The sequence below is a fragment of the Methanobacterium congolense genome, assembly GCF_900095295.1.
Lineage (GTDB): Archaea > Methanobacteriota > Methanobacteria > Methanobacteriales > Methanobacteriaceae > Methanobacterium_C > Methanobacterium_C congolense.
Genome location: NZ_LT607756.1, coordinates 553,883 through 573,719, shown reverse-complemented (window position 1 = coordinate 573,719; position 19,837 = coordinate 553,883). Strand labels below are relative to the sequence as shown.

The window sequence follows — 19,837 nt, the reverse complement described above, 5'->3', positions numbered from 1 at the left end:
TTATGACCTTAGTTTACCCTTTAAATTTTAATCCAAATCTAATGGTTAGATCTATTTTATGACCAGATCTTATGGATCGAAGGGTCCGCGAACCGATCTCACTATCTCGTTGAAGAGTTTATCGTTGATGTACTTTCCCTCTTCTCTTCGTTTTTTGACATTTTCAACAATTTTACAGAGTTCCTCTGTTGTAACATCTATTCCACATGCATCGAGTTTTGCCTTAACAGCTCTACAGCCTGAATGTTTTCCCAGAACTATTTTTCTGTGGTGTCCTATCATCTCAGGGAGGAATGGTTCGTATGTGAGTGGTTCTTCTATAACTGCGTCCACATGTATACCCGATTCATGTCTGAATACGTTTTTACCCACGATAGGTTTGTTTTCAGGCACATTCATGTGTGTTAGTTCCCCAACGAGTTGGGAAAGTTCGTAGAAGACGCTGATGTTGAATCCCAGATCTACTCCATAGATAAGGTAAAGGCTCATAACGAGTTCTTCAAGGGAGGTGTTACCTGCCCTTTCCCCTATGCCATTGACCGTTGTTGAAACCGCATTTGCACCTGCCAGAAGTCCAGATATGCAGTTTGAAACTGCCAGTCCAAAGTCGTTGTGACAGTGAAGTGCTATTTCCGCTTTAAGGTCTGATCTTAATTCCCTTACAAGGTAGTCCATACCCTGAGGACTTATAGCTCCAACTGTGTCTGCTATGTGTACCCTGTCTGCACCACAGTCTTCAGCTTTTTTATAAACCTGTTTCAGGAAATTAAGGTCTGTTCTTGTTGCGTCTTCAGCAGAAAATGCTACGAAAAGTCCATGATCCTTTGCATGTTCAATTGAGTTCATGCAGATGTTTAGGATGTCTTCACGGCTCATGTTGAACTTGTGTTTGAGGTGAAGGTCTGAGGTTGCCATGAAGGTGATTATTCCATCAACCCCACAGTCAATTGCCTTGTCAATATCTTCTTTCTTGGTACGTGACAGAACAAGTATCTGGGCATCTAAATCTTCATTCACAATGGTTTTAACAGATTTTTCTTCCTGCTTTGACACAACTGGAAATCCTGCTTCTATCTGATGGATTCCAAGTTCGTCGAGTTTTCTTGCGATTTGAAGTTTTTCAGAGGTTCCCAGACACACACCAGGGGTTTGTTCACCATCCCTTAGTGTTGTATCGTAAACTTTAACATCGTTTGGAAATTTTAAATCCGCTGCCTTGTTGTAAGGGCTCACAAAGTAATCCAAGTTATTCCCACCTGTTAATTTTTTGAGATATTCAGTTATTTCAAGGTTATTTATATTATATATTATATCAGTTTTATTAGATTGATTTTTTAAAGGGGTAGATTAGTTAAGCTTATCCTCAAAATTTATTCTATAAAAAAATCTTTAGACTAAGTTGTTTCATAAGTTACAGGAGAAAAATTTATCCTATGTATAGATGTATTTTTCGAAAATCTACGATGCAACTTTTTCTCTTCCCTCATGATCTAGTGTTGTGATCCACTCCTTATTTATCCTTTTATATTTAAAAATCTACTTTTTTGTGAATTTTAGCACCATGAAGATTCCGGTTTCCAACTAAGGTTTCCAAATAAGATATACTTGCAGATTAGGAAGAAAAGTAGAATCTAACACGGATTATTGACAATGAAGTAACCTAAAAAGTAGAGTAATGTTGGAAGAATAATGAGTATGAAATTCTAATATGATTTACAAAATGAAAAGTTAACAGTTAAAATAAGAGGAATATTTATTTTTAATATTCTTCAATATCTTTGAAAGTCATTTAGAAATAAATTTACTTGGTTAATGGTTTGAATTAACTGAAATATTCAATTAATGACTCTTTTGGAAGCCAATCTGCAGTATTTTTTTATTGATGAACCCCCATGAGTTCCAGGTAGGATCTTCTCTCAAAACCATCTTCTATTCCAAGTTTCTTGAATAAATCAAATATTTCATCCCTTGCATGGGAAAAATCTTCACCTTCCTGAGCTTCCATTTCTATTTCAACGAATTTTCCAACATTTAAAACTTCGTCAAGAGAGATTACAGCTTCATTGAATGTGTATATAACCCTTTTCTTTTCAACTCTTGCAGCTGCCCTGAATCCAAGGTTTTCAAGGATGGCTGTCATGTTTTCAGTATCTGAAACATCAACCTCAATTTCTTTACGTGTTTTACTGACTTCATCCATCTTAGCCCCTTTGTAGGTTAAGATTATTCGTTTTCCAGATTCATCTGGAATTTCCCGTATCCTGAGTGCTTCGTCAGTTTCTGCAAAGTCCCTGTCTGGAGCATTGAAATAAACATCCTTCTGATGCTCCAACCCCGTGCGCTCTGCACCAATTTCATTGAGTTTAACTTTAACGTCATTAAAATCATTTGCATGGGCTTTAACTTCAACTTCTATCATTTTTTTACCTTCCAATTCTTCTAAACATGAAAACTGAATTAAATTCATCATGAACTCAATACACTCTTTGTATTTTCTACATTAATTAATTACACGAATTTATCGATGCACCCCTCTGAACTTGTTTTATCTCAGAACCATTTCTAGATTAAATGAAATTTTTAAATGAAATTTCAAGATTTGTTGGATGATTTATTGGATAATATATACGATTATAACAAAAAAAGTTCAATGGAGACAGCAATTTGAAGGACGTCCCCCAGAATATTCTGAATCAATTGATACATATTCCTTTGACTCTTCTCCAGGTTTTAGATCAGCACCTTTAAATTCTTTAAGGTACCAGACCTGTTCAGTTTTACTACCGTACCTGTAAACAGTTATTCCTTTGCATTTGAGTTTGTAAGCCATTAAAAATATCCTTCTAACATCTGCTTTAGTTGTATGGTGTGGCAGGTTAACCGTCTTTGAAACAGCATTGTCCACATACCTCTGGAAGGCAGCCTGCATCTTAACATGCCATTCAGGTTTTATATCATGGGCCGTTACAAACAATCGCTTAACATCCTCAGGAATTCCATCCACATCTTGAATGGAACCCTTACAGGCCACAGCATCCATTATTTCTTCTGTATAAAAACCCCTTTCTAAAGCAGTTTTTTCAAAGAGGGAGTTTACCTCAAGGAGTTCTGTGCCGTTCATAACATTTCTTATAAAAGAAACTGCAAATAGAGGTTCTATACCGCTTGTAACATTTGCAATTATGCTTATGGTTCCTGTTGGTGCTATGGTTGTTGTTGTAGCATTTCTCATGGCCTTGAAACCCTTTTTGCACCATAAACTATCCTTGAAGTTTGGGAAGGAACCCCTTGATCTTCCAAGTTCTTCAGAAGCCTTTTTTGAATGATCCTGTATGAATTTCATGACTTCAACCGCGGTTTCAACGGCTTCATCAGAGTCATAGGGGACGTTGAGCATTATTAACATCTCTGCAAATCCCATAACCCCAAGCCCAATTTTCCTGTTTTTCAGGGTTTCGGTTTTTATCAGGGATGTTGGGAAATTTGTAACGTCTAGAACGTTGTCAAGGAAGTGTACAGCAGTTTTTACAGTGTTTTCCAGTTTATTCCAGTTCACAGTACCATTTTTAACCATTCCGGCAAGGTTTATTGAACCCAGGTTGCAGGATTCATAGGGGAGAAGGGGCTGTTCTCCACAGGGATTCGTTGCCTCGATCTTCCCTGAAGCTGGAGTTGGGTTCATCCTGTTTATCTCATCCATGAAGAGGATCCCTGGATCCCCTGTTCTCCATGCATTCTCCACAATAAGGTCAAAAACTTCCTTTGCATTCAAATGTCCCACTATTTTATTGGTTCTTGGATTCAAAATGTAGTAACTCCCATTTAACTTCTTTTTTGATTTATCTGAACCCGGTGAACCCTCTTTTGTGAGGTTTCCAGTTAGGTTATTATCATGCTTGTCTTCGTCAAAGGCTAACTTATCCATGAATTCATTGTCAACTGCCACTGAGAGATTGAAGTTTTCCAGAGGATTTGAACCTTCACCTTCAACCGGTACATTTTTGGCACAAATAAATTCAAGGATGTCTGGGTGATGGACACTGAGTACAGCCATGTTGGCACCTCTCCTTCTACCACCCTGCTTTATAACGTCAGTTGCAACATCGAAGATTCGCATGAATGATAATGGTCCAGATGCTATTCCTGCTGTTGACCCAACAACATCACCACAGGGGCGGAGTTTTGAAAAGGAGAAACCAACACCCCCACCAGATTTGTGGATGAGGGCCATGTACTTGAGTGCATTGAATATTTCAGTTACAGAATCACCAACAGGTAAAACGAAACATGCAGAAAGCTGATTCATGGGAGTTCCAGCATTCATGAGGGTTGGGGAGTTGGGTAAAAATTCCATTGATGACATGAGATGGTAGAATTCCCTTTCTACTTCAAGGGGATCCGATTCATAGAATGTTTCCGCCATTGAAACGGCTCTTGCAACCCTCCAGAACATGCCCTCTGGATCTTCCACTACCCTTCCAGTTTCATCCTTGAGCAGGTACCTTTTTTCAAGGACGTCATGTATGTTCTTTGGGAAGTAAATGGATTTTCCAGGCATATCTTTTGGATTACCCTTAAATTTTGGATTCCCATTAAAACCCATTTTTTTAACCCCAGTTTAACCACAGCTGGAAATTTACCCATCTCAACTTAAAAATAGAACGAAAAAGTTATGTTTTTGAATTTAATAGTGATTTAGATTGATGAAACTGCGTAACGTATTATCCCACCCTTCCCTGGATAGAATTTTTAATGTAAAGTCGTGAACTTTCTATTTGAGAAAGGTAATAATTTATTTCATTCTCAACAACTTCATAAGCAGCTATTTTAAGATCTTTATCCTTTAAAAGACTTTTCTTTTCCTTGATAATTTTATTTGTGGATTTTTTTCGTTTGAAAAGTCCCTTTGGCTGCTCTTCAGCCGCTTTCATTTTATTCAAATACTCCAAGCGGATATTCCTCATATCAATTCGAACGTTATGACGTATTTTATTTAAGACATTTTCAATTTCATCCAATTCATTTATGGTACTCATGGCCCTCTCGATTGAAGATACATCTATGATCATACCTTCAATTCCAAGGGAATCTATCTGTTGACGGTATTTTTTAGGAGATATCATTGTATTCTTCGTTCCTCCCCTTTGATTTCCAGAGTTAATCCAAGCATCAAAAAGCCTAATTAAAAATTTATAGCTCCCCATATATAATACTAACTAACTTCTGCATATTAAAATAGAAATAAATAGAATTAATCATGGTTGCATGCCAGGATTAAGTTCATTTCAATTGATCCAGTTATGTGACAACAGGTTTGATCCTCCACAACCCAAAATTATATATGATATTTAAGAGAAGTTTTAATGCTGAGTACTTCTCTTTTATAATAACCAAGAATTTTTTTATTAATATAAGACCACAAAGTATGAAAACCTTTACCTATTAATAACACGCCACTTATATACTTTATAAAGTAAAATTTATACCAAATATAAAATTCATTTATTAATATTGAATGATCTGGAGGAACAGAATGACTGATGTAAAAATCAAAATTGAGAATATTGTGGCTTCCGCAACGCTCGGTAAGTCCTTAGACCTTACACAGGTCGCTCCGGCACTTAAAGATGTCGAATACAACCAAGAACAATTTCCAGGCTTGGTTTACAAACTTAAAGAACCTAAAACAGCCGCTTTAATATTTGGATCAGGAAAACTCGTATGTACAGGTGCAAAATCTGTAGACGATTCAATAAAAGCTATCCACATAACAGTGGATCAGATGAGAACCCTCGACCCAGACATACCAAAAGAATTTGAAATAAAGGTACAAAACATAGTTGCTTCAGCAAACCTCATGAAGACTTTAAACCTTGAAGCAGTTGCTTTGGAACTTGAAAACACAGAATACGAACCTGAACAGTTCCCCGGATTAGTTTACAGACTTGGAGATCCAAAAGTCGTTTTACTTCTATTTGGTTCAGGAAAAGTAGTATGTACAGGCGCAAAAACAGCAGAACAAGCCCAATTGGGTGTTGAAAAAACTAAAGAAAGATTAGTTGAATTGGATCTTATCTAACTTCATTTTTTAATTTGAATAACTCGGTGATCTTTTGATTAAACTTATAGCATTCGATCTTGATAACGTTCTTATAGACGGCGAAGCCGTCGATGAAATAGGCAAACTGATGGACGCAGAAACTGAAATCGCAGAAATAACAAAAAAAGCAATGGAAGGAGACCTTGAATTCGAAGAAGCCCTTAAAGAAAGAGTAGCTTTACTTAAAGGTGCATCTGTGGATGACATAAAGGATGTTGTCTACAAGATTCCTCTCATGGAAGGAGCCAGCGAAACTATTGCAGAGCTCAAAAAGAGAGGATACAAAATTGCAACAATAACAGGCAGCTTCGAAATAATTGCAAATCGTATGAAAGAGGAATTAGGCCTTGATTACGCATTTTCAAATGTTCTCCATGAAGAGGAGGGTAAACTCACAGGAGAAGTTTCAGGTCCTCTGGTATCAGGTTCAAAATCAGACGTCCTCAAAGAGATAATAGAAACAGAGAAAATAACCGCAGAAGAAACTGCGGCCGTTGGAGACGGCGCAAACGACATTTCAATGCTCAAGGAAGCAGGAATGGGAATAGCTTTTAATGCCAAACCTGTTTTAAAGGAAATTGCAGATGTTGTTGTGGAAAAAAGGGATTTAAGGGAGTTGTTGAACATCTTCAAAGGGGAAGAAGCCCAAGTGGAAAAATCTGAAACTGAGGAAGTTGAAGAGAAAGCTGAAGAGCCTAAATCTCCTTATGCTGGTAAAAGCTTCAAAGAACTTCTCAAAGAGAAAAAAGAGTTTGAGAAGAAACTCAATGAGTTCACAAGTAAAAGGGACGAACTCAACGAAGAAGCCCGTACTCACAAGGATTTGAGGAATGATTTGAACAACAGTATAAAGGAAAATCTGGACAAAGCCCTCAAGTACCGTGACGAACGTGATCAGCACAACGAAGAGGTCAAGAAGTACAAGAAGTTAAGGGATGAAACCAATCATAAGCTCAAGAAGATTGAATGGGCATCTGGAAAACGGGAAATAGTTAAGGTCCAGAGTGAAATAGAAAAACTGGAAAAAACTATAGAAACCAAGGTCCTGGATATAAGGAAAGAAAATGAGCTTGTCAAAAAGGTTACTGACCTTCGAAAAGAACTTCAGGACATGCATGAGGATGAAAAAACCAAGAAAGAAGCCCTTGAACTTAAAGAGGTATCTGAAAACTACCATGCAAAGGTTGTTGAGCTTTCAAACAAGGCCCAGGAAACCCATGAGAGCATGATCGAGTACTTCAGGAAAATCGATGATATAAGGGCAAAGGCAGATGAAGCCCACAAAAAATTCGTTGAAACCCGTGAAAAAGCATCTGCTGAACATGAATCTGTTAAATCCGTTCTCAATGAAATAAGAAAGATAAATAAAGCCCTTGACAAGATAAAGGCAAAAGAACGAAGCAGTGAAAATGAGGAAAGTAAGAAGAAGAATATGGCTGAGAGGGAAGTTGCTCAGGACATATTCGAAAAGTTCAAACAGGGTAAAAAGCTCTCAAAAGATGAACTAATGCTCCTCCAGAAGCATCACATCGTCTGATTCTAGTAATCAGACAAAACCTCATTTCTTCTTTTTAACTTCAGGGTTTTAAGGTTTTATCCTTCAAATCATGTTTTAAATTCTTTAGATATCTTTATTTGGATCATACTTCATTTTATTTCTTTAAAAGTTTTTTATTGAAAATTTATTTCAAATTATTTGTTTTTATAAAATTGTTTTTATAACAGATTTTTATAAAAATTCAGTTATAGGTTGAGTTAAGATTTAAAATATTTCTGTTTTCAAAAAAAACGCTTATTTAAATTTAGATGCCACATATAATACGATTTTATGCCCAATGATTACCATATATATAAAGGAAATGAAACTAATTAGAAATTAGGAAAATTTGAATAAAAAGAAGTCAGGAGTCGAATTTTATGGGAAAAGAAGAACCATACGTTGAAGAGTCAACCAGAATCGCAGCTTTGATAATTGCCACACTTGCCAGTTTTTTAACACCATTCATGGGCTCTGCAATTAACATAGCACTGCCTGCAATTGGTGCAGAGTTTGGATCAAATGCCATTCTCCTGAGCTGGATCCCTACATCATTTTTACTTGCTGCAGCCATGTTTTCAGTTCCCTTTGGTAGAATAGCAGATATATACGGGATGAAAAAGGTATTCGCATATGGAATAGTTATATTCACAGTAGCCTCCCTGCTTTCGGCTCTGGCACCATCAACCATTACACTCATAACCTTCAGGATCCTTCAAGGAGTGGGTGCCGCAATGATATTTGTAACAGGTCTTGCAATAATCACATCGGTTTATCCACCATTCAAACGAGGAAAAGCCATCGGAATCAACATTGCATCAGTTTACATTGGACTGTCCCTTGGTCCTGTGCTTGGTGGAATCTTGACTCAGTACCTTGGATGGAGAAGCCTTTTCTATTTTGTGGTTCCCCTGGGTATTTTGATATTTGCCCTGACAGTATGGAAGCTTGAGGGTGAATGGGCAGTCTGTCACGGCGAAAAATTCGATGCTCTTGGCTCAATATTTTACAGTATCGTTCTTGTAACGGTTATGTACGGAGTTTCCATACTTCCAAGTAACACAGGATTCGTCATGATAGCCCTGGGAATGCTGGGCCTTTTAGCATTTGTTGTATGGGAGTTGAGAACTGACAGTCCTGTTTTAAACATCAAACTCTTCAAGAACACAACCTTTGCATTTTCAAACCTTGCAGCCCTTATAAACTACAGTTCAACCTTTGCTGTGACCTTCCTTCTGAGCCTGTACCTTCAGTACATCAGGGGATTCGATGCACAGACAGCAGGGATCATCCTTGTAGCCCAACCAATTATCATGGCTATTTTCTCCCCAATAGCTGGAAGGTTTTCAGACAGGTTTGAGCCCCAGATACTAGCATCCCTTGGAATGGCAATTTCAACCATCGGAATATTCACCTTCACCTTCCTGACACCCACAACCAATCTCACACTTCTCATAGTAGGTTTGATGGTTCTTGGATTAGGATTCGCACTCTTCTCATCCCCAAACACCAATGCAATTATGGGATCCGTTGAAAAACGTTTCTACGGTGTTGCATCTGCAATGGTCAGTACTATGAGGCTTATAGGTCAGATGTTCAGCATGGGACTTGCCCTCATGGTCTTTGCAATATTCATAGGAAGCGTTCAAATAACACCCACCCAGTACCCGGCACTGTTATCAAGTATACACGTCGTTTTCATGATCTGCACAGTGCTCTGTTTCATTGGCATCTTTGCCTCCATTGCACGGGGTAAAAATCATGAAAAGAGTGCAGGAAAATAATTTATTGAACTAAAAAAAGTTAATAATAGATAAAATCAAATATAATTAAAAAAATAGAGATATGTCCAAGAATCAGGAGTTCACAACAAACGATTCCCCTTCCTCTTTTTTAACCCTCAATATATTGTCTGCAGCATCTTCAAGGTCTGTTTCATGGGTGACTATGATCATCTGAGGTATTATGGACATCTTCTTCAGGAGTTCTATGAGTTCCTGTCTCCTGTAGGCATCGAGGTGTATCGTTGGTTCATCCAGCATTATAAGTTCCAGGTTCCCCCCTGAAAGTGTCTGGGTTATTCCAAGCCTGAGGGCCAGGGCCACTGCAATTTTTTCACCACCACTTATCATATCAAGACTGTTCTGACCTGCAGGACCGTATATGGTAACATCATAATCCTCATCCAGTTTTATATCCGAGTACTCGAAGTTGAACTTTTCAAAGAAGTCCCTTGTGTTATGTTCTATGAGTGGCCTTGAAAGGTTTCTAAGATCCCTTTGAACCCCATCTTTACCGTAAAGGTCTCTTATATAATCTAGAAGTTTCATGAAGTCTTTCAGGCCCGTGAGTTTCTTCTCATCAACACTGTAAGACTCAATTTTCTTGTGGATTTCCTCAATAGAACGTGTGATCTGGGATTCTTCACCTGAAAACCTCTGTTTTTGACCCTTAAGATCATTCAGAAGAATAGTTTTAGCATCAAGATCTTTTTTAACCAGTTCATGGGCCTCCTCATTGTATGCAACAGCTTCCAGTTTCAAAGTCAAATCCTGAATCTCTGTCCTGGTCCCTTCAAGTGCAGCCATTGTTTCCATGAGTCTTGTGCTGAATGATTCTTTCTGGGCCACAGCTCCTGAAAGCTTGTGATATTCAGCTTTAAGGCCTTCTAAATAATTTATTTCTTCCTGAAGGTTTTCAACAATGCCCCCTGCAATATCAACGAAGCTGCTTATCTTTGTTTTCAAAGCTTCAACATGGTACTGGATCTTAGCCAGATCTTCTTCGTACTTCTCAGAGTCCTTCAGAGACTCCAGAGAATTTTTAGCACCAATGTAAGCTTCATATTTACCTTTCAGACCCTCAAGAACCTTATTTTTATTATTTATATCTGCGTTAAGTTCTTCAAGGATCTTCATCTTGTCTTCAAGCTCTGCAACCTTTGAATCTATATCTTCAATATCCTTTTTACTATCTTCAACTGCACCCATGTACTCATTTATTATTCCAAGGTTAATATCCTGTATTTTAAGACTTTTAGATTCAAATATTCCTTTTTTAACCTTCAGTTGCTTCAGACTCTTCTCAAGTTTCGAATATCTCTTCTTGTTAGTTTCCATTTCAGAAAGGTACCCATTTAAAAGTTCTTCACGTTTTTGAGGAGTTATGTTTGATTTACATATTGGACAAACATCTTCAACATGTTTCAATTCTTGTATAGGGGTTTCAAGTCCTTTGTTCTGGATTTTAATGTTTGATATTTCAGTTTGAACCTTGTGGATATCTTCAACTGCCTCCTTTAACCGTGCTTCAACCTCAGGTTTCACAGATTCAAGGTGTGCTTCCACATCCTCCACTGAATCAAAGTCTGTGTTGAGAATTTTGCTGGACTTTTCAAGAACATCTGAAACCTTCTCCATGGATTGTTCCATTTTAGTTTGGACTTTTTTTCTCCTATCCCGGTAGTTGTCCAGTAAACTTCTGTTGCCTGCGAACTGATCCCTGGCGTACTGAAGGCTGCAAATTTCAGATTCCAATTTCAGATAGTCCTTGTAATGTGATTCATTGGAACTTAATATCTCCTTAAAACCATTTATATCATGGATTATTTTATTTAAGATGGCTTCTTCCTTTTTAAGACCTTTAAGTTCATCTTTTGCATCTTGCATTCCCTTTAAAACAGGTAATTTATCGATTTTGGGTTTTAATTGATTTATCCTCTTTTCAGTGGCTTCAATTTCATCTAATTTGATCCTTAGATATTTTTCATCGGCCTCCATCCTTTCAACAAGATTTTTCCGGGACTCCAGGGCAGAACTGGTCGTTTCAAAGTCTGATTTTTTGGAGTTTAATGAATCATTCTTATCCTGTAAAGATTTGTATTCTGCTTCAGTTTCTTCAATGTCCCCTGTGATTTTTTGAATTTTAGCTTGAATAGTATCTTTATCTTTATTTTGAACTTTCAAATCACTCTTGAGATCTTTTAATGCTTCCAGGCGACCTTCAAGCTTTAATTTTTCCCCGTTGTACTGGTCCAGGAGGATCTTCATGTTCTTCCATGCCTTTTCAAGGGATTCTATTCCCAGGAGTTTTCCTATCATCTGCTTCTTTTCAGCGGGTGATTTTTCAATTAAATCCGCTATTTCACCCTGTCTGACGTAGACCGCATTTAAGAAAAGGTCTCCATCCATCTCAAGAAGTCTTTTAACCTCTTCTGTTACTGTCTTTTCCCCTGTGGCCATTGGCATGAAATTGTTTTCATCCATGATTCCTAATTTGGCGTGTGCACCTGATTTTTTGCTTCTGTCCCTTTTTATACGGTACCTCCTTCCGTTCACCTGGAAGGTTAGTGTAACACTCATTTTATCTGTGTTGTTCATTATGAGCTGCTCCATTCTCTTTCCTGAGTGCTGTTTGAAGAGTGCGAAGCTCACTGCTTCAAGTATACTGGATTTTCCAGCACCATTTTCGCCCATAACTATGGATATTCCTGTGCCAAGATCCACGCTGGTGTTTCTGTGGGATTTGAAGTTCTCCATCTTGATGTTCTCAATTATCATACAATTCCCCGTAGAATTCCGCTGTAATCTCTTCAGCACGTTTCATGTCACCTTCAGACATTTCCTTCATGAGGTTCACTGCAAACTCAGAGATCTTTTCGTCCTGAAAATCTTTAAGACGTTCTGCAAGCATTTTTTTAATATCAAGGGCATCTTTTCCCATTTCAAGGAGGGTTCCATCGTCTGCCAGTATGTCTGGTCTGTAGTTAGGTCTTAAAGACAGACATAGATCTGAGAAAGTGGTGTTGAGTTTTTCGTAGAGTTCTGACCTGCTGAAGTTCCCACCCTCCACTGTTAACTGGAGCAGGGGTTTTTTCTTGAGGGTGGTTATGTGTTCTGCTATCATGGATAGTTTCTCCTCAAGCTCATGGAACCTGATGGTTTCCTTTATGAACTCCCTTGGAAGTTCAAGGTCTATTCTTTCTATTTCTGGAATGTCTCCACCCATATCAACCAGGTAAAATCCTTTTCCATTCTTTTTGTAGCCTTCCACCTCATTCGAACGCCAGATCTCAGTGGAACCTGGATAAACGAGTTTTCCCTCGCCAAAGTCATCGATGATCCTCTCGTGTATGTGGCCAAATGCACAGTAGTTGAAGCTTTTTGGAATATCTCCAATCTTTATTTCATATTCATATGGTATGTAACGGTCTATACCCTGATGAAGTACAAGTATCCTTTTTTTATGTTCAAGGGATGCTTTTTCAATATCCTGAAGCCTTTCTTTCAAATGTTTGGAGTTGTAACGGGATGCATAGGGTGTTCCACCTATGAAAATATCTCCTTCCATGTAGAATGGATTTTTTGGACTTATGAGTTTCAGACCAAAGTCCCTGTAAAGAACTTGTGGAGGTAGAGCGTTTTTTCGCATTACTATGTCATGGTTTCCTGCCACTGCATAGAATGGGATTTTTTCATCCTTGAATCTGATAACTGCATTTTGAACAGTTAGAAGGGCCTTGGTTGGAGGTCTTGAGTACTCGAAGAGGTCTCCAGAGTGCACTGCAAAGTCCGGCCTCTCCCTGATGACCTCATCAACCGCCTGGTTGAAAACCTCAAAGAAATCGTTTTCACGTTCCAAAAGTCCGTACTGCCTGTATCCAAGGTGTGTGTCTGACATGTGAACGAACTGCATCAGTAATCCCCTCCAAGATCCTCATACTCGCGTCTCTGTTCTTCAAGATCCTTTTCATCCTCTTCAATGGATCTTGACCATTCCTCAACTATGTTCAAGTCTCCCCCAGATACTTTGCCCTGAAACTCATCCACCTTGACGAGTGTTGGTATCCTTGTCATTAAACCCAGCACTATGGCTTCACCTATGTTGAGGGATGGGAGTTGGGCTATGAGATCATCACTCAGACTTTCACTTGCCCTTTGAACATGGTTCTGGTCTGTTGGTTCAACAAGGCGGAGAATTATCATGTTGTTGGCCTGTGAGAGTGCATCAGAATCCAGTGATTTTGGACTCTGACTCACAAGGCAAAGTCCCACCCCAAATTTACGTCCCTCCCTTGCTATCCTACTTATCCAGAGTTTTGACTCTGTTGTTCTGTTTTGTGGGGCGAGTATGTGTGCCTCTTCAAGTATGGTAAATATTGGGAATCCTATACCGTTTCCTGTTCTCAGATATTCTTTTCTGCTTTTTAGGACGTTTCTCAGAACGTGGCTTACAATGACATCCGATGCAAACTCATCAACAGGTCCAAGGTCCATTATGTTTGCCTTGCCCAGTTCAATGTTGTCTGTGACATCACGGGCTTCTAAGCTGAGTATGTTACCGTACTTGTCCCTCATGTGCTGTAGCTTGTTTAAAACATCTGTTATTGATTTTTTATCTGCTGCGTTGGTTGAGTTTCCAGAGTTACCCTCTGAATCTGCTTCTGCCTCCACGATCCATGATTCAAGTTTTCCTTCTATCAAACCTAAAAAATCCTTTCCAGTTGTCAGGCCCTGTGTAAGGGTTTTCTGTGCAGACTTGTATGCCTTTCTGAAGTAACGTTCCTGGACGTAAGCATTTGATGGGATGTTTGAGAGCTTCTTCAGTTCTGCAAATGAAAGGTAAAGCGGGTTTATCTGGGGTTTTATCACGTTAACCTTACCCATGCCGAACTCCGTGTTAACGTACTCAGAGTGCATGTCAAAGATTAGTACACTTCCATTCACCCTTAAAAGCCCGTCTACGATAACAGATACTGTGTTGGATTTTCCTGCACCTGTCATTGCAAGTACTGCAAGGTGTCGTGTTACCATCTTGTTTATGTCCACTTCAACTTCAACTTCTTCCTGTGTTATGAGGTTTCCAAGTTTTAAACCTGATCTTTCAATGTGGAATATCCTCTTCAAAACAGATGGATCTGCAACCTCAACTGGAGTGCCTGGTGGTGCAGGTGTTCTTGGGATTTTAAGGTCATTTATATCTCCAAGTATCTTAACAGAACCTCTTATGTAGTGATCATCACCTTCTATCAATCTTATCTTCTCTATGGTTTCAGGGTCATATATTTCACCGTTTATTGATACACTTCCACGTACTAGAGTTTCTATCATTCCAAGAACCGTTTTTCCATTGTATTCGAGTGAAACGTATTCGCCCACGCTGGGCATTTCCTTTGAGATGAAGTTCACCTGGGTTGGTGATGTTTCTCCAATGCATCTTCCAATGATCTGATTCATAACATTTCTCTCCCACTCTTTTGTAAAAATCCAATTATGTTTGAAAGTCTTTCAAGGTCAGATTTACTTATAACAACATCGTTATGGGCTTTTTTAAGAAGGTAAGGATAACCTTCAGGACTTATGCCCTTCAAAGCTTCAAGTATATTAATTATTTCTTTTTTTGAGGCTTTGTATGGTAATTCAAACTTCAAAACGTTTTTATAATCTTCAAGACGTGCATAGAACACCGTGAAACTTAAACCTTTGAAGAAATCGTCCATGATTGGGAAATCTCCTTTAACTGCCTTTTCAGCGATCTGATAAAAGGGTTGAGCATCCAGCGGAATTGGATCTGTGTATCCCTGTTTTTTACAGAGTTGTTCAAATATGGCAATGTCCGGGATGTTCGATCCAAAATAATCTGTAGTTATGGATGTTTTTGATATTGAAACGATACTTTTGGTTTCCTTGAGGATAGTACCTATGCTCATGAGTTTTTCAATGTTTTGGAGGTAGAGCATAGCCTCGATCTTGTTACCGGGAAAGTTTTCTGCAACAGATTCCTGAAGTTCGTAGGATTCTATTCTAATTTCATGGGTATTTTTAAGGCTTTCTTGAAGTACTGGAACGTAAAGGCCCCTTATGGCATCTTTTTGTTTTGTTGTGAGCCTTTTTTCAGCAGGAGACGATCTTAAAAGGTTGCCCCTGATGGAACCATCAAAAAGTGTTACATCCACATTGTAATCTCTCAATGCCTTTAAGCTGGTTTTGTATTCAAGTATGCTCATGTAGTTACCTAAAATACCCTCAATTGGATATTTGTAAGGAGGTATTGTGTTCACATCAGATACTCCAACTTTATCAAGTCCATTTTTGTTGAATATCAAACATTCAGCATCGATTGCATATAAAAAGAATCCCATGAACCTCTTTTTGTTGTAGCTGCCATCACTTGCAGAGATTGTGAGGTCAGCATCCTCTTCTTTAAAGGGATGGGGGATCCATTTATTTTCATCCATTTTTATGGCATTTAAATCCCTTTTTAACGTATCATTTATGGTTTTCCTATTTTCAAGAGCTTTTTCATAGAGTGAATCAAGCATGTAATCCTTCCAATTATTTTAACCGTTGTTTTGGAATTTTAAAGTTGAATTGAATGTTTTAGGACAATTATTCAGAATATTGTTTCTTAGATCAGTATATTAAACTACTAATTTAAAAAAAGTATCTCTTTAAAATATTTTAGGGGAAAAATCTAGGTTAAACATCTCATTGAATCTTAAATGAGGTTTTTAAGGCAATAGTCTGCCAGCATGTCTTATCCTTGTAAATTGTAGTGTTTCCCTGAAATTTATATGATACAAAACACAATCTAAAACATATGATCCACATAACCAAAAAGGAAAACATGGTCCTGAACAAGATAAAATATTTTCAGACTGAATACGATGACGGCGTTCCTTACAATATCCTCAAATTAGACCTTGAATTATCTGAAATGGAACTTAAAGATATTTTGAAGATTTTAGAGGATAAAAAAGTGATATCCCATGTTGACAACCGTGTGAAAGTGTGTGCAGTTGATGAAATAAACGTGCTGGAATCAAAGGCAGAGGTTAGACAGGAAGAACTGGATGATATGGAGAAAAAGGCCTTTGAGATAATAACAGAGCTTGCAGGGGAAAGGGGGTATGTTTCAAGGCATTCACTGGAAGGTCACATGCTCTATGGCGAACTCAACCTGAACACCCAGAAGACCTACAACCTCATCATATCTCTGGAGAATAAAGGGCTTATTAAAAGGGTTCAACTTTCTGATGGGGAGTACTACTCCTTGAATTGAGGTTAAAACAAAAATGAATGATTTTATTCATTTAAAAAACTATTTAAAAAAAAAAATTCTGAGGATTATTTCTTCGGGATTATTTCTGTTCCAGTACATAAATTTAATCAATTTATTTAAAAGCAATGAAGTTCAAGTCCACGAATAGGGATTGAACTCAGACGGAGGGATGTACATGACCTCTGCGTATCCTCTTTTTAGGAGTTCCTGGTTGATATTCACGTTACCGGCATAAACAACTGCAAGAACCCTTCCATACTTGTCGTGATGCTTTTCATCATCTATGTCAAGGTAAACAGTTTTTCCAAGGCACATGCGTTTTACGTAGTCCTTTGCTTCCTGGTATCCAGGTTCTCCACGTTCTGGAGTGTTGACCCCAACGAAACGTATCCTTCCAACACCCTCAACATCCAGGGTATCACCATCAACAACGTATGGACAGTATCCACTGGCTTCATAATGTTCAGAAGTTTTTAGAGCATTGTTTGAAGAATTCTGGAGGGTGGAACCATTTTCCATTGTCTGGTTTGCTGTGTTGGAATCCTGGTTTGAATAGTTGAAATCTGTGAAATCTGAATCCGATGTGACACATCCTGAAACTGCGATTACTATACAAATCATGGTCATGCAGATGATTAGGGATATGCGGGATATGTTTTTAAATTTCAATTTTGATTCCTTCTTAAAATAAAATTTCTAAGTTGTAGAAATAATCATTAATTCGTATTTAATAAGATTTTACCAGATCATTGTATAAAAACGTTCCATAAAACTTTAAAATCTTAAATTATTCATTCAAAAAGAAGTATAAATCCAGAAAACTAAAAAAATAAAGATTTAAAACCTATCTTGCTTCAAATAGGTTTTAAGCTGGTGTTAAATATTTTGGGTTGGTTACTTTTTTCTCTTTACCACAGACTGCACAGTAGTCAGCCCCACATTTAGAACAAGTCCATTCACCTTCTGCTGTCGCCTTCGGGTTCCATACTAGGGTACCATCTTGGTGACAATACGGGCAGTAATTTTTAAACGCGGCTGTGTGGTAGTTGTAGTCTCCTTTAGCACCGCAGGAACATCTTGCAGTTGATTTAACAGTTGTTGAACTTACACCAACGTACGTTGCACCATAACTTTTTGTGGTGGTTGTAGTTTTTGTGGTGGTTGTCTTTGTAGCTGCCTTAGCTGTTTTGTAGTAGACCTTCTTGTATGTAACAACCTTCTTGTACTTGTAGTACCTCACGTACTTGTAGTACTTTTTGTGGTGTTTGTAGTAGGCCACTCTCTTGTAGTAGGTCACCTTCTTGTAGGTGATTACTTTCTTGTAGTAGTAAGACGCTGCACTGGTTTCTGCAAAATTTCCACAGGATGCGATTGAATTGAGACTAACATTATCTTGTACTGTTAACGTACCTTGGCTTTGATCTATGGTTCCCATTGATCCTGGGACAATGCATATAGCAAAGGCTAATGCACATAGAACTACACCAATATGTAGTCGCCTAATTAATACCGCCTCCATGCTCAGGTTTATTGAAAACATTACCCCGAGCTTTTTAGGACTGCTAAATGATCACTTAAACTTAACATATAAAAGTTTTGATTTAATTTTCAAAAAACAGGCAGCATATTGCTCTTTTTTAGATTTAAGAGGGTTTAAAAAGGTATTGAAATTGAAGATCATGAATATTTCCACTGGATTTGTATTTTAAAGAAAAAAGGCCAATAAAAACCCTATTTTTAAAAAGAATTAATTATTAAATATCTTTTTTAAAGTGTTCAGAAGTTTTTTAATACAACAAGCCAGTTAATATAACACTGAATAAAATATATCTATTTTAAATCTCCCTTTAATAAAAAAATGATTTAATAAATCCCAAAAAATTGTTTAAAGTGTTCTTAATAATTTAATAATTTTAGAGTGTTCTTCATCTCGTGGATGATTTGGGATGGAAGTTTTCGTTAATATCACTTCATCCATATTTATAATAGACATAAAATCCAAACCAAATTTCAAAGAGAGGTAAAAAAGATGATTCTTATAGTAGGTGGCGCAGGATACATAGGTTCACACGTTAACAAGGAACTCAATAAAAGAGGATACGAAACAGTTGTTTTTGATAATTTAAGTTATGGACATGAAGATTTTGTTAAGTGGGGTGTTTTTGAAAGGGGAGACCTTGGAAACATTGAAGAGATACGGGAAGTTTTCAGTAAATATTCAATAGAAGCTGTTATGCACTTTGCAGCCTTCACATACGTTGGAGAATCTGTTGAAGACCCCCAGAAGTACTACCTAAATAACCTTCGTAACACCCTGAATCTGCTTCAGGTTATGCTTGAATTTGAGGTTAAGAAGTTCGTTTTCTCATCAACGTGTGCAACCTACGGCAACCCCATTGAAATACCAATAACAGAGGATCACCCCCAGAACCCAATAAATCCCTATGGAAAGGGTAAATTCATGGTGGAAAAGGTTTTGGAGGATTACAGCCGTGCCTATGATCTTCGCTACGCATCCTTGAGGTACTTCAATGCTGCAGGTGCCGATCCAGAGGGGGAAGTTGGAGAGCTTCATGACCCTGAAACCCACCTCATACCATTGATACTGGACGCTGCAGCAGGTAAAAGGGACGATATCAAGATATTTGGAACTGATTACGACACTCATGATGGTACATGTGTCAGGGATTACATACACGTAACAGACCTTGCAGATGCACATATAAGGGCCCTTGAATATCTTAAAAATGGCGGTGCCAGTGAATTCTTCAACCTTGGTAATGGAAACGGCTTTTCAGTCAGGGAGGTTATAGATGTGAGCCGTGAAGTTACAGGCAAACCAATCAAAGCAGTTGAAGATGAAAGGAGACCTGGAGATCCACCAGTTCTTGTGGGAAGTTCAAAGAAAGCACAGGAAATATTAGGCTGGAAACCAGAGTATGCAAATATCCGTAAGATCGTTGAGACTGCATGGAAATGGCATCAAAAAATAGAGTAAATTAATTATTTCCAAATTCTTTTTAATCTTCTAAAAAATCTCTTTATTATAAATATTACTTTTATTAATAAATATTGTGTCTAAATCTGAGCACAATTCTTTTTTTTATGAATAGGTTTTTTATGAAATTAGTTGAAATGAA

At 37.9% G+C, this 19,837-nt stretch carries 15 protein-coding genes; 5 read left to right on the top strand and 10 right to left on the bottom strand.

Going from position 1 to position 19,837, the window contains the following annotated elements:
- Window positions 1-69 precede the first annotated feature (69 nt).
- From MCBB_RS02785 to MCBB_RS02770, 4 genes are all read right to left on the bottom strand, one after another.
- Window positions 70-1,245, bottom strand: a complete 1,176-nt coding sequence (locus MCBB_RS02785; protein WP_071906338.1) for a homocitrate synthase family protein — start codon at window positions 1,243-1,245, stop codon at window positions 70-72.
- A gap of 631 nt (window positions 1,246-1,876) precedes the next feature.
- The gene (gene cyaB / locus MCBB_RS02780; RefSeq protein ID WP_071907965.1) at window positions 1,877-2,419 is read right to left on the bottom strand and encodes a class IV adenylate cyclase; all 543 of its coding nucleotides are present in this window, start codon (window positions 2,417-2,419) and stop codon (window positions 1,877-1,879) included.
- A gap of 228 nt (window positions 2,420-2,647) precedes the next feature.
- Window positions 2,648-4,603: an adenosylcobalamin-dependent ribonucleoside-diphosphate reductase gene (locus MCBB_RS02775; RefSeq protein ID WP_071906337.1), complete on the bottom strand. Its 1,956-nt coding sequence runs from the start codon at window positions 4,601-4,603 to the stop codon at window positions 2,648-2,650.
- Window positions 4,604-4,721: 118 nt separating this feature from the next.
- On the bottom strand, window positions 4,722-5,204 hold the full coding sequence (locus tag MCBB_RS02770; RefSeq protein ID WP_231916390.1) for a hypothetical protein: 483 nt from the start codon (window positions 5,202-5,204) through the stop codon (window positions 4,722-4,724).
- 329 nt (window positions 5,205-5,533) lie between these two features.
- Between MCBB_RS02770 and MCBB_RS02765 the strand changes: the two genes are divergently transcribed.
- The 3 genes from MCBB_RS02765 (at window position 5,534) to MCBB_RS02755 (ending at window position 9,421) form a co-directional block, all read left to right on the top strand.
- On the top strand, window positions 5,534-6,079 hold the full coding sequence (locus tag MCBB_RS02765; RefSeq protein ID WP_071906336.1) for a TATA-box-binding protein: 546 nt from the start codon (window positions 5,534-5,536) through the stop codon (window positions 6,077-6,079).
- A gap of 34 nt (window positions 6,080-6,113) precedes the next feature.
- On the top strand, window positions 6,114-7,637 hold the full coding sequence (gene serB / locus MCBB_RS02760; protein ID WP_071906335.1) for a phosphoserine phosphatase SerB: 1,524 nt from the start codon (window positions 6,114-6,116) through the stop codon (window positions 7,635-7,637).
- A gap of 380 nt (window positions 7,638-8,017) precedes the next feature.
- Window positions 8,018-9,421 carry an MFS transporter gene (locus tag MCBB_RS02755; protein ID WP_071906334.1) on the top strand — a complete coding sequence of 468 codons (1,404 nt, stop codon included), beginning with the start codon at window positions 8,018-8,020 and terminating at the stop codon, window positions 9,419-9,421.
- Between the two features lie 72 nt (window positions 9,422-9,493).
- On the opposite strand, the gene MCBB_RS02750 is transcribed toward MCBB_RS02755, so the two are convergent.
- Genes MCBB_RS02750 through MCBB_RS02735 form a run of 4 tightly spaced genes read right to left on the bottom strand, consistent with a single transcriptional unit; the run spans window position 9,494 to window position 15,957 of the window.
- Window positions 9,494-12,196 carry an AAA family ATPase gene (locus MCBB_RS02750; protein ID WP_071906333.1) on the bottom strand — a complete coding sequence of 901 codons (2,703 nt, stop codon included), beginning with the start codon at window positions 12,194-12,196 and terminating at the stop codon, window positions 9,494-9,496.
- Window positions 12,186-13,331: a metallophosphoesterase family protein gene (locus MCBB_RS02745; RefSeq protein ID WP_071906332.1), complete on the bottom strand. Its 1,146-nt coding sequence runs from the start codon at window positions 13,329-13,331 to the stop codon at window positions 12,186-12,188. The genes MCBB_RS02750 and MCBB_RS02745 overlap by 11 nt, the downstream gene beginning before the upstream one ends.
- On the bottom strand, window positions 13,331-14,872 hold the full coding sequence (locus MCBB_RS02740; RefSeq protein ID WP_071906331.1) for a helicase HerA domain-containing protein: 1,542 nt from the start codon (window positions 14,870-14,872) through the stop codon (window positions 13,331-13,333). The genes MCBB_RS02745 and MCBB_RS02740 overlap by 1 nt, the downstream gene beginning before the upstream one ends.
- Window positions 14,869-15,957, bottom strand: coding sequence for a DNA double-strand break repair nuclease NurA (locus tag MCBB_RS02735; RefSeq protein WP_071906330.1), 1,089 nt, complete (start codon window positions 15,955-15,957; stop codon window positions 14,869-14,871). Before MCBB_RS02735 ends, MCBB_RS02740 begins: the two co-directional genes overlap by 4 nt.
- A 278-nt stretch (window positions 15,958-16,235) precedes the next feature.
- On the opposite strand from MCBB_RS02735, the gene MCBB_RS02730 reads away from it, so the two are divergent.
- Window positions 16,236-16,697 (top strand): hypothetical protein, encoded by a 462-nt coding sequence (locus tag MCBB_RS02730; protein ID WP_071906329.1) that lies wholly within the window; start codon window positions 16,236-16,238, stop codon window positions 16,695-16,697.
- Between the two features lie 132 nt (window positions 16,698-16,829).
- Here MCBB_RS02730 and MCBB_RS02725 read toward each other — a convergent pair whose 3' ends face one another.
- Entirely contained in the window at window positions 16,830-17,216 is a 387-nt protein-coding gene (locus MCBB_RS02725) for a thermonuclease family protein (protein ID WP_071907963.1), read from the bottom strand.
- Between the two features lie 346 nt (window positions 17,217-17,562).
- A complete protein-coding gene (locus tag MCBB_RS02720; RefSeq protein WP_071906328.1) occupies window positions 17,563-18,237 on the bottom strand; it encodes a hypothetical protein in 675 nt (224 codons plus the stop codon).
- Window positions 18,238-18,726: 489 nt separating this feature from the next.
- Here MCBB_RS02720 and galE point away from each other — a divergent pair, with 489 nt between their 5' ends.
- Window positions 18,727-19,695, top strand: a complete 969-nt coding sequence (gene galE, locus MCBB_RS02715; protein ID WP_071906327.1) for a UDP-glucose 4-epimerase GalE — start codon at window positions 18,727-18,729, stop codon at window positions 19,693-19,695.
- Window positions 19,696-19,837 lie beyond the last annotated feature (142 nt).

Coding starts and splice junctions, on each gene's coding strand:
- cyaB (WP_071907965.1), bottom strand. CDS start 2,419: ATGATAGAAGTTGAAGTTAAAGCCCATGCAAATGATTTTAATGACGTT.
- MCBB_RS02775 (WP_071906337.1), bottom strand. CDS start 4,603: ATGGGTTTTAATGGGAATCCAAAATTTAAGGGTAATCCAAAAGATATG.
- MCBB_RS02770 (WP_231916390.1), bottom strand. CDS start 5,204: ATGGGGAGCTATAAATTTTTAATTAGGCTTTTTGATGCTTGGATTAAC.
- MCBB_RS02765 (WP_071906336.1), top strand. CDS start 5,534: ATGACTGATGTAAAAATCAAAATTGAGAATATTGTGGCTTCCGCAACG.
- MCBB_RS02755 (WP_071906334.1), top strand. CDS start 8,018: ATGGGAAAAGAAGAACCATACGTTGAAGAGTCAACCAGAATCGCAGCT.
- MCBB_RS02750 (WP_071906333.1), bottom strand. CDS start 12,196: ATGATAATTGAGAACATCAAGATGGAGAACTTCAAATCCCACAGAAAC.
- MCBB_RS02745 (WP_071906332.1), bottom strand. CDS start 13,331: ATGCAGTTCGTTCACATGTCAGACACACACCTTGGATACAGGCAGTAC.
- MCBB_RS02740 (WP_071906331.1), bottom strand. CDS start 14,872: ATGAATCAGATCATTGGAAGATGCATTGGAGAAACATCACCAACCCAG.
- MCBB_RS02735 (WP_071906330.1), bottom strand. CDS start 15,957: ATGCTTGATTCACTCTATGAAAAAGCTCTTGAAAATAGGAAAACCATA.
- MCBB_RS02730 (WP_071906329.1), top strand. CDS start 16,236: ATGATCCACATAACCAAAAAGGAAAACATGGTCCTGAACAAGATAAAA.
- MCBB_RS02725 (WP_071907963.1), bottom strand. CDS start 17,216: ATGGAAAATGGTTCCACCCTCCAGAATTCTTCAAACAATGCTCTAAAA.
- MCBB_RS02720 (WP_071906328.1), bottom strand. CDS start 18,237: ATGTTTTCAATAAACCTGAGCATGGAGGCGGTATTAATTAGGCGACTA.
- galE (WP_071906327.1), top strand. CDS start 18,727: ATGATTCTTATAGTAGGTGGCGCAGGATACATAGGTTCACACGTTAAC.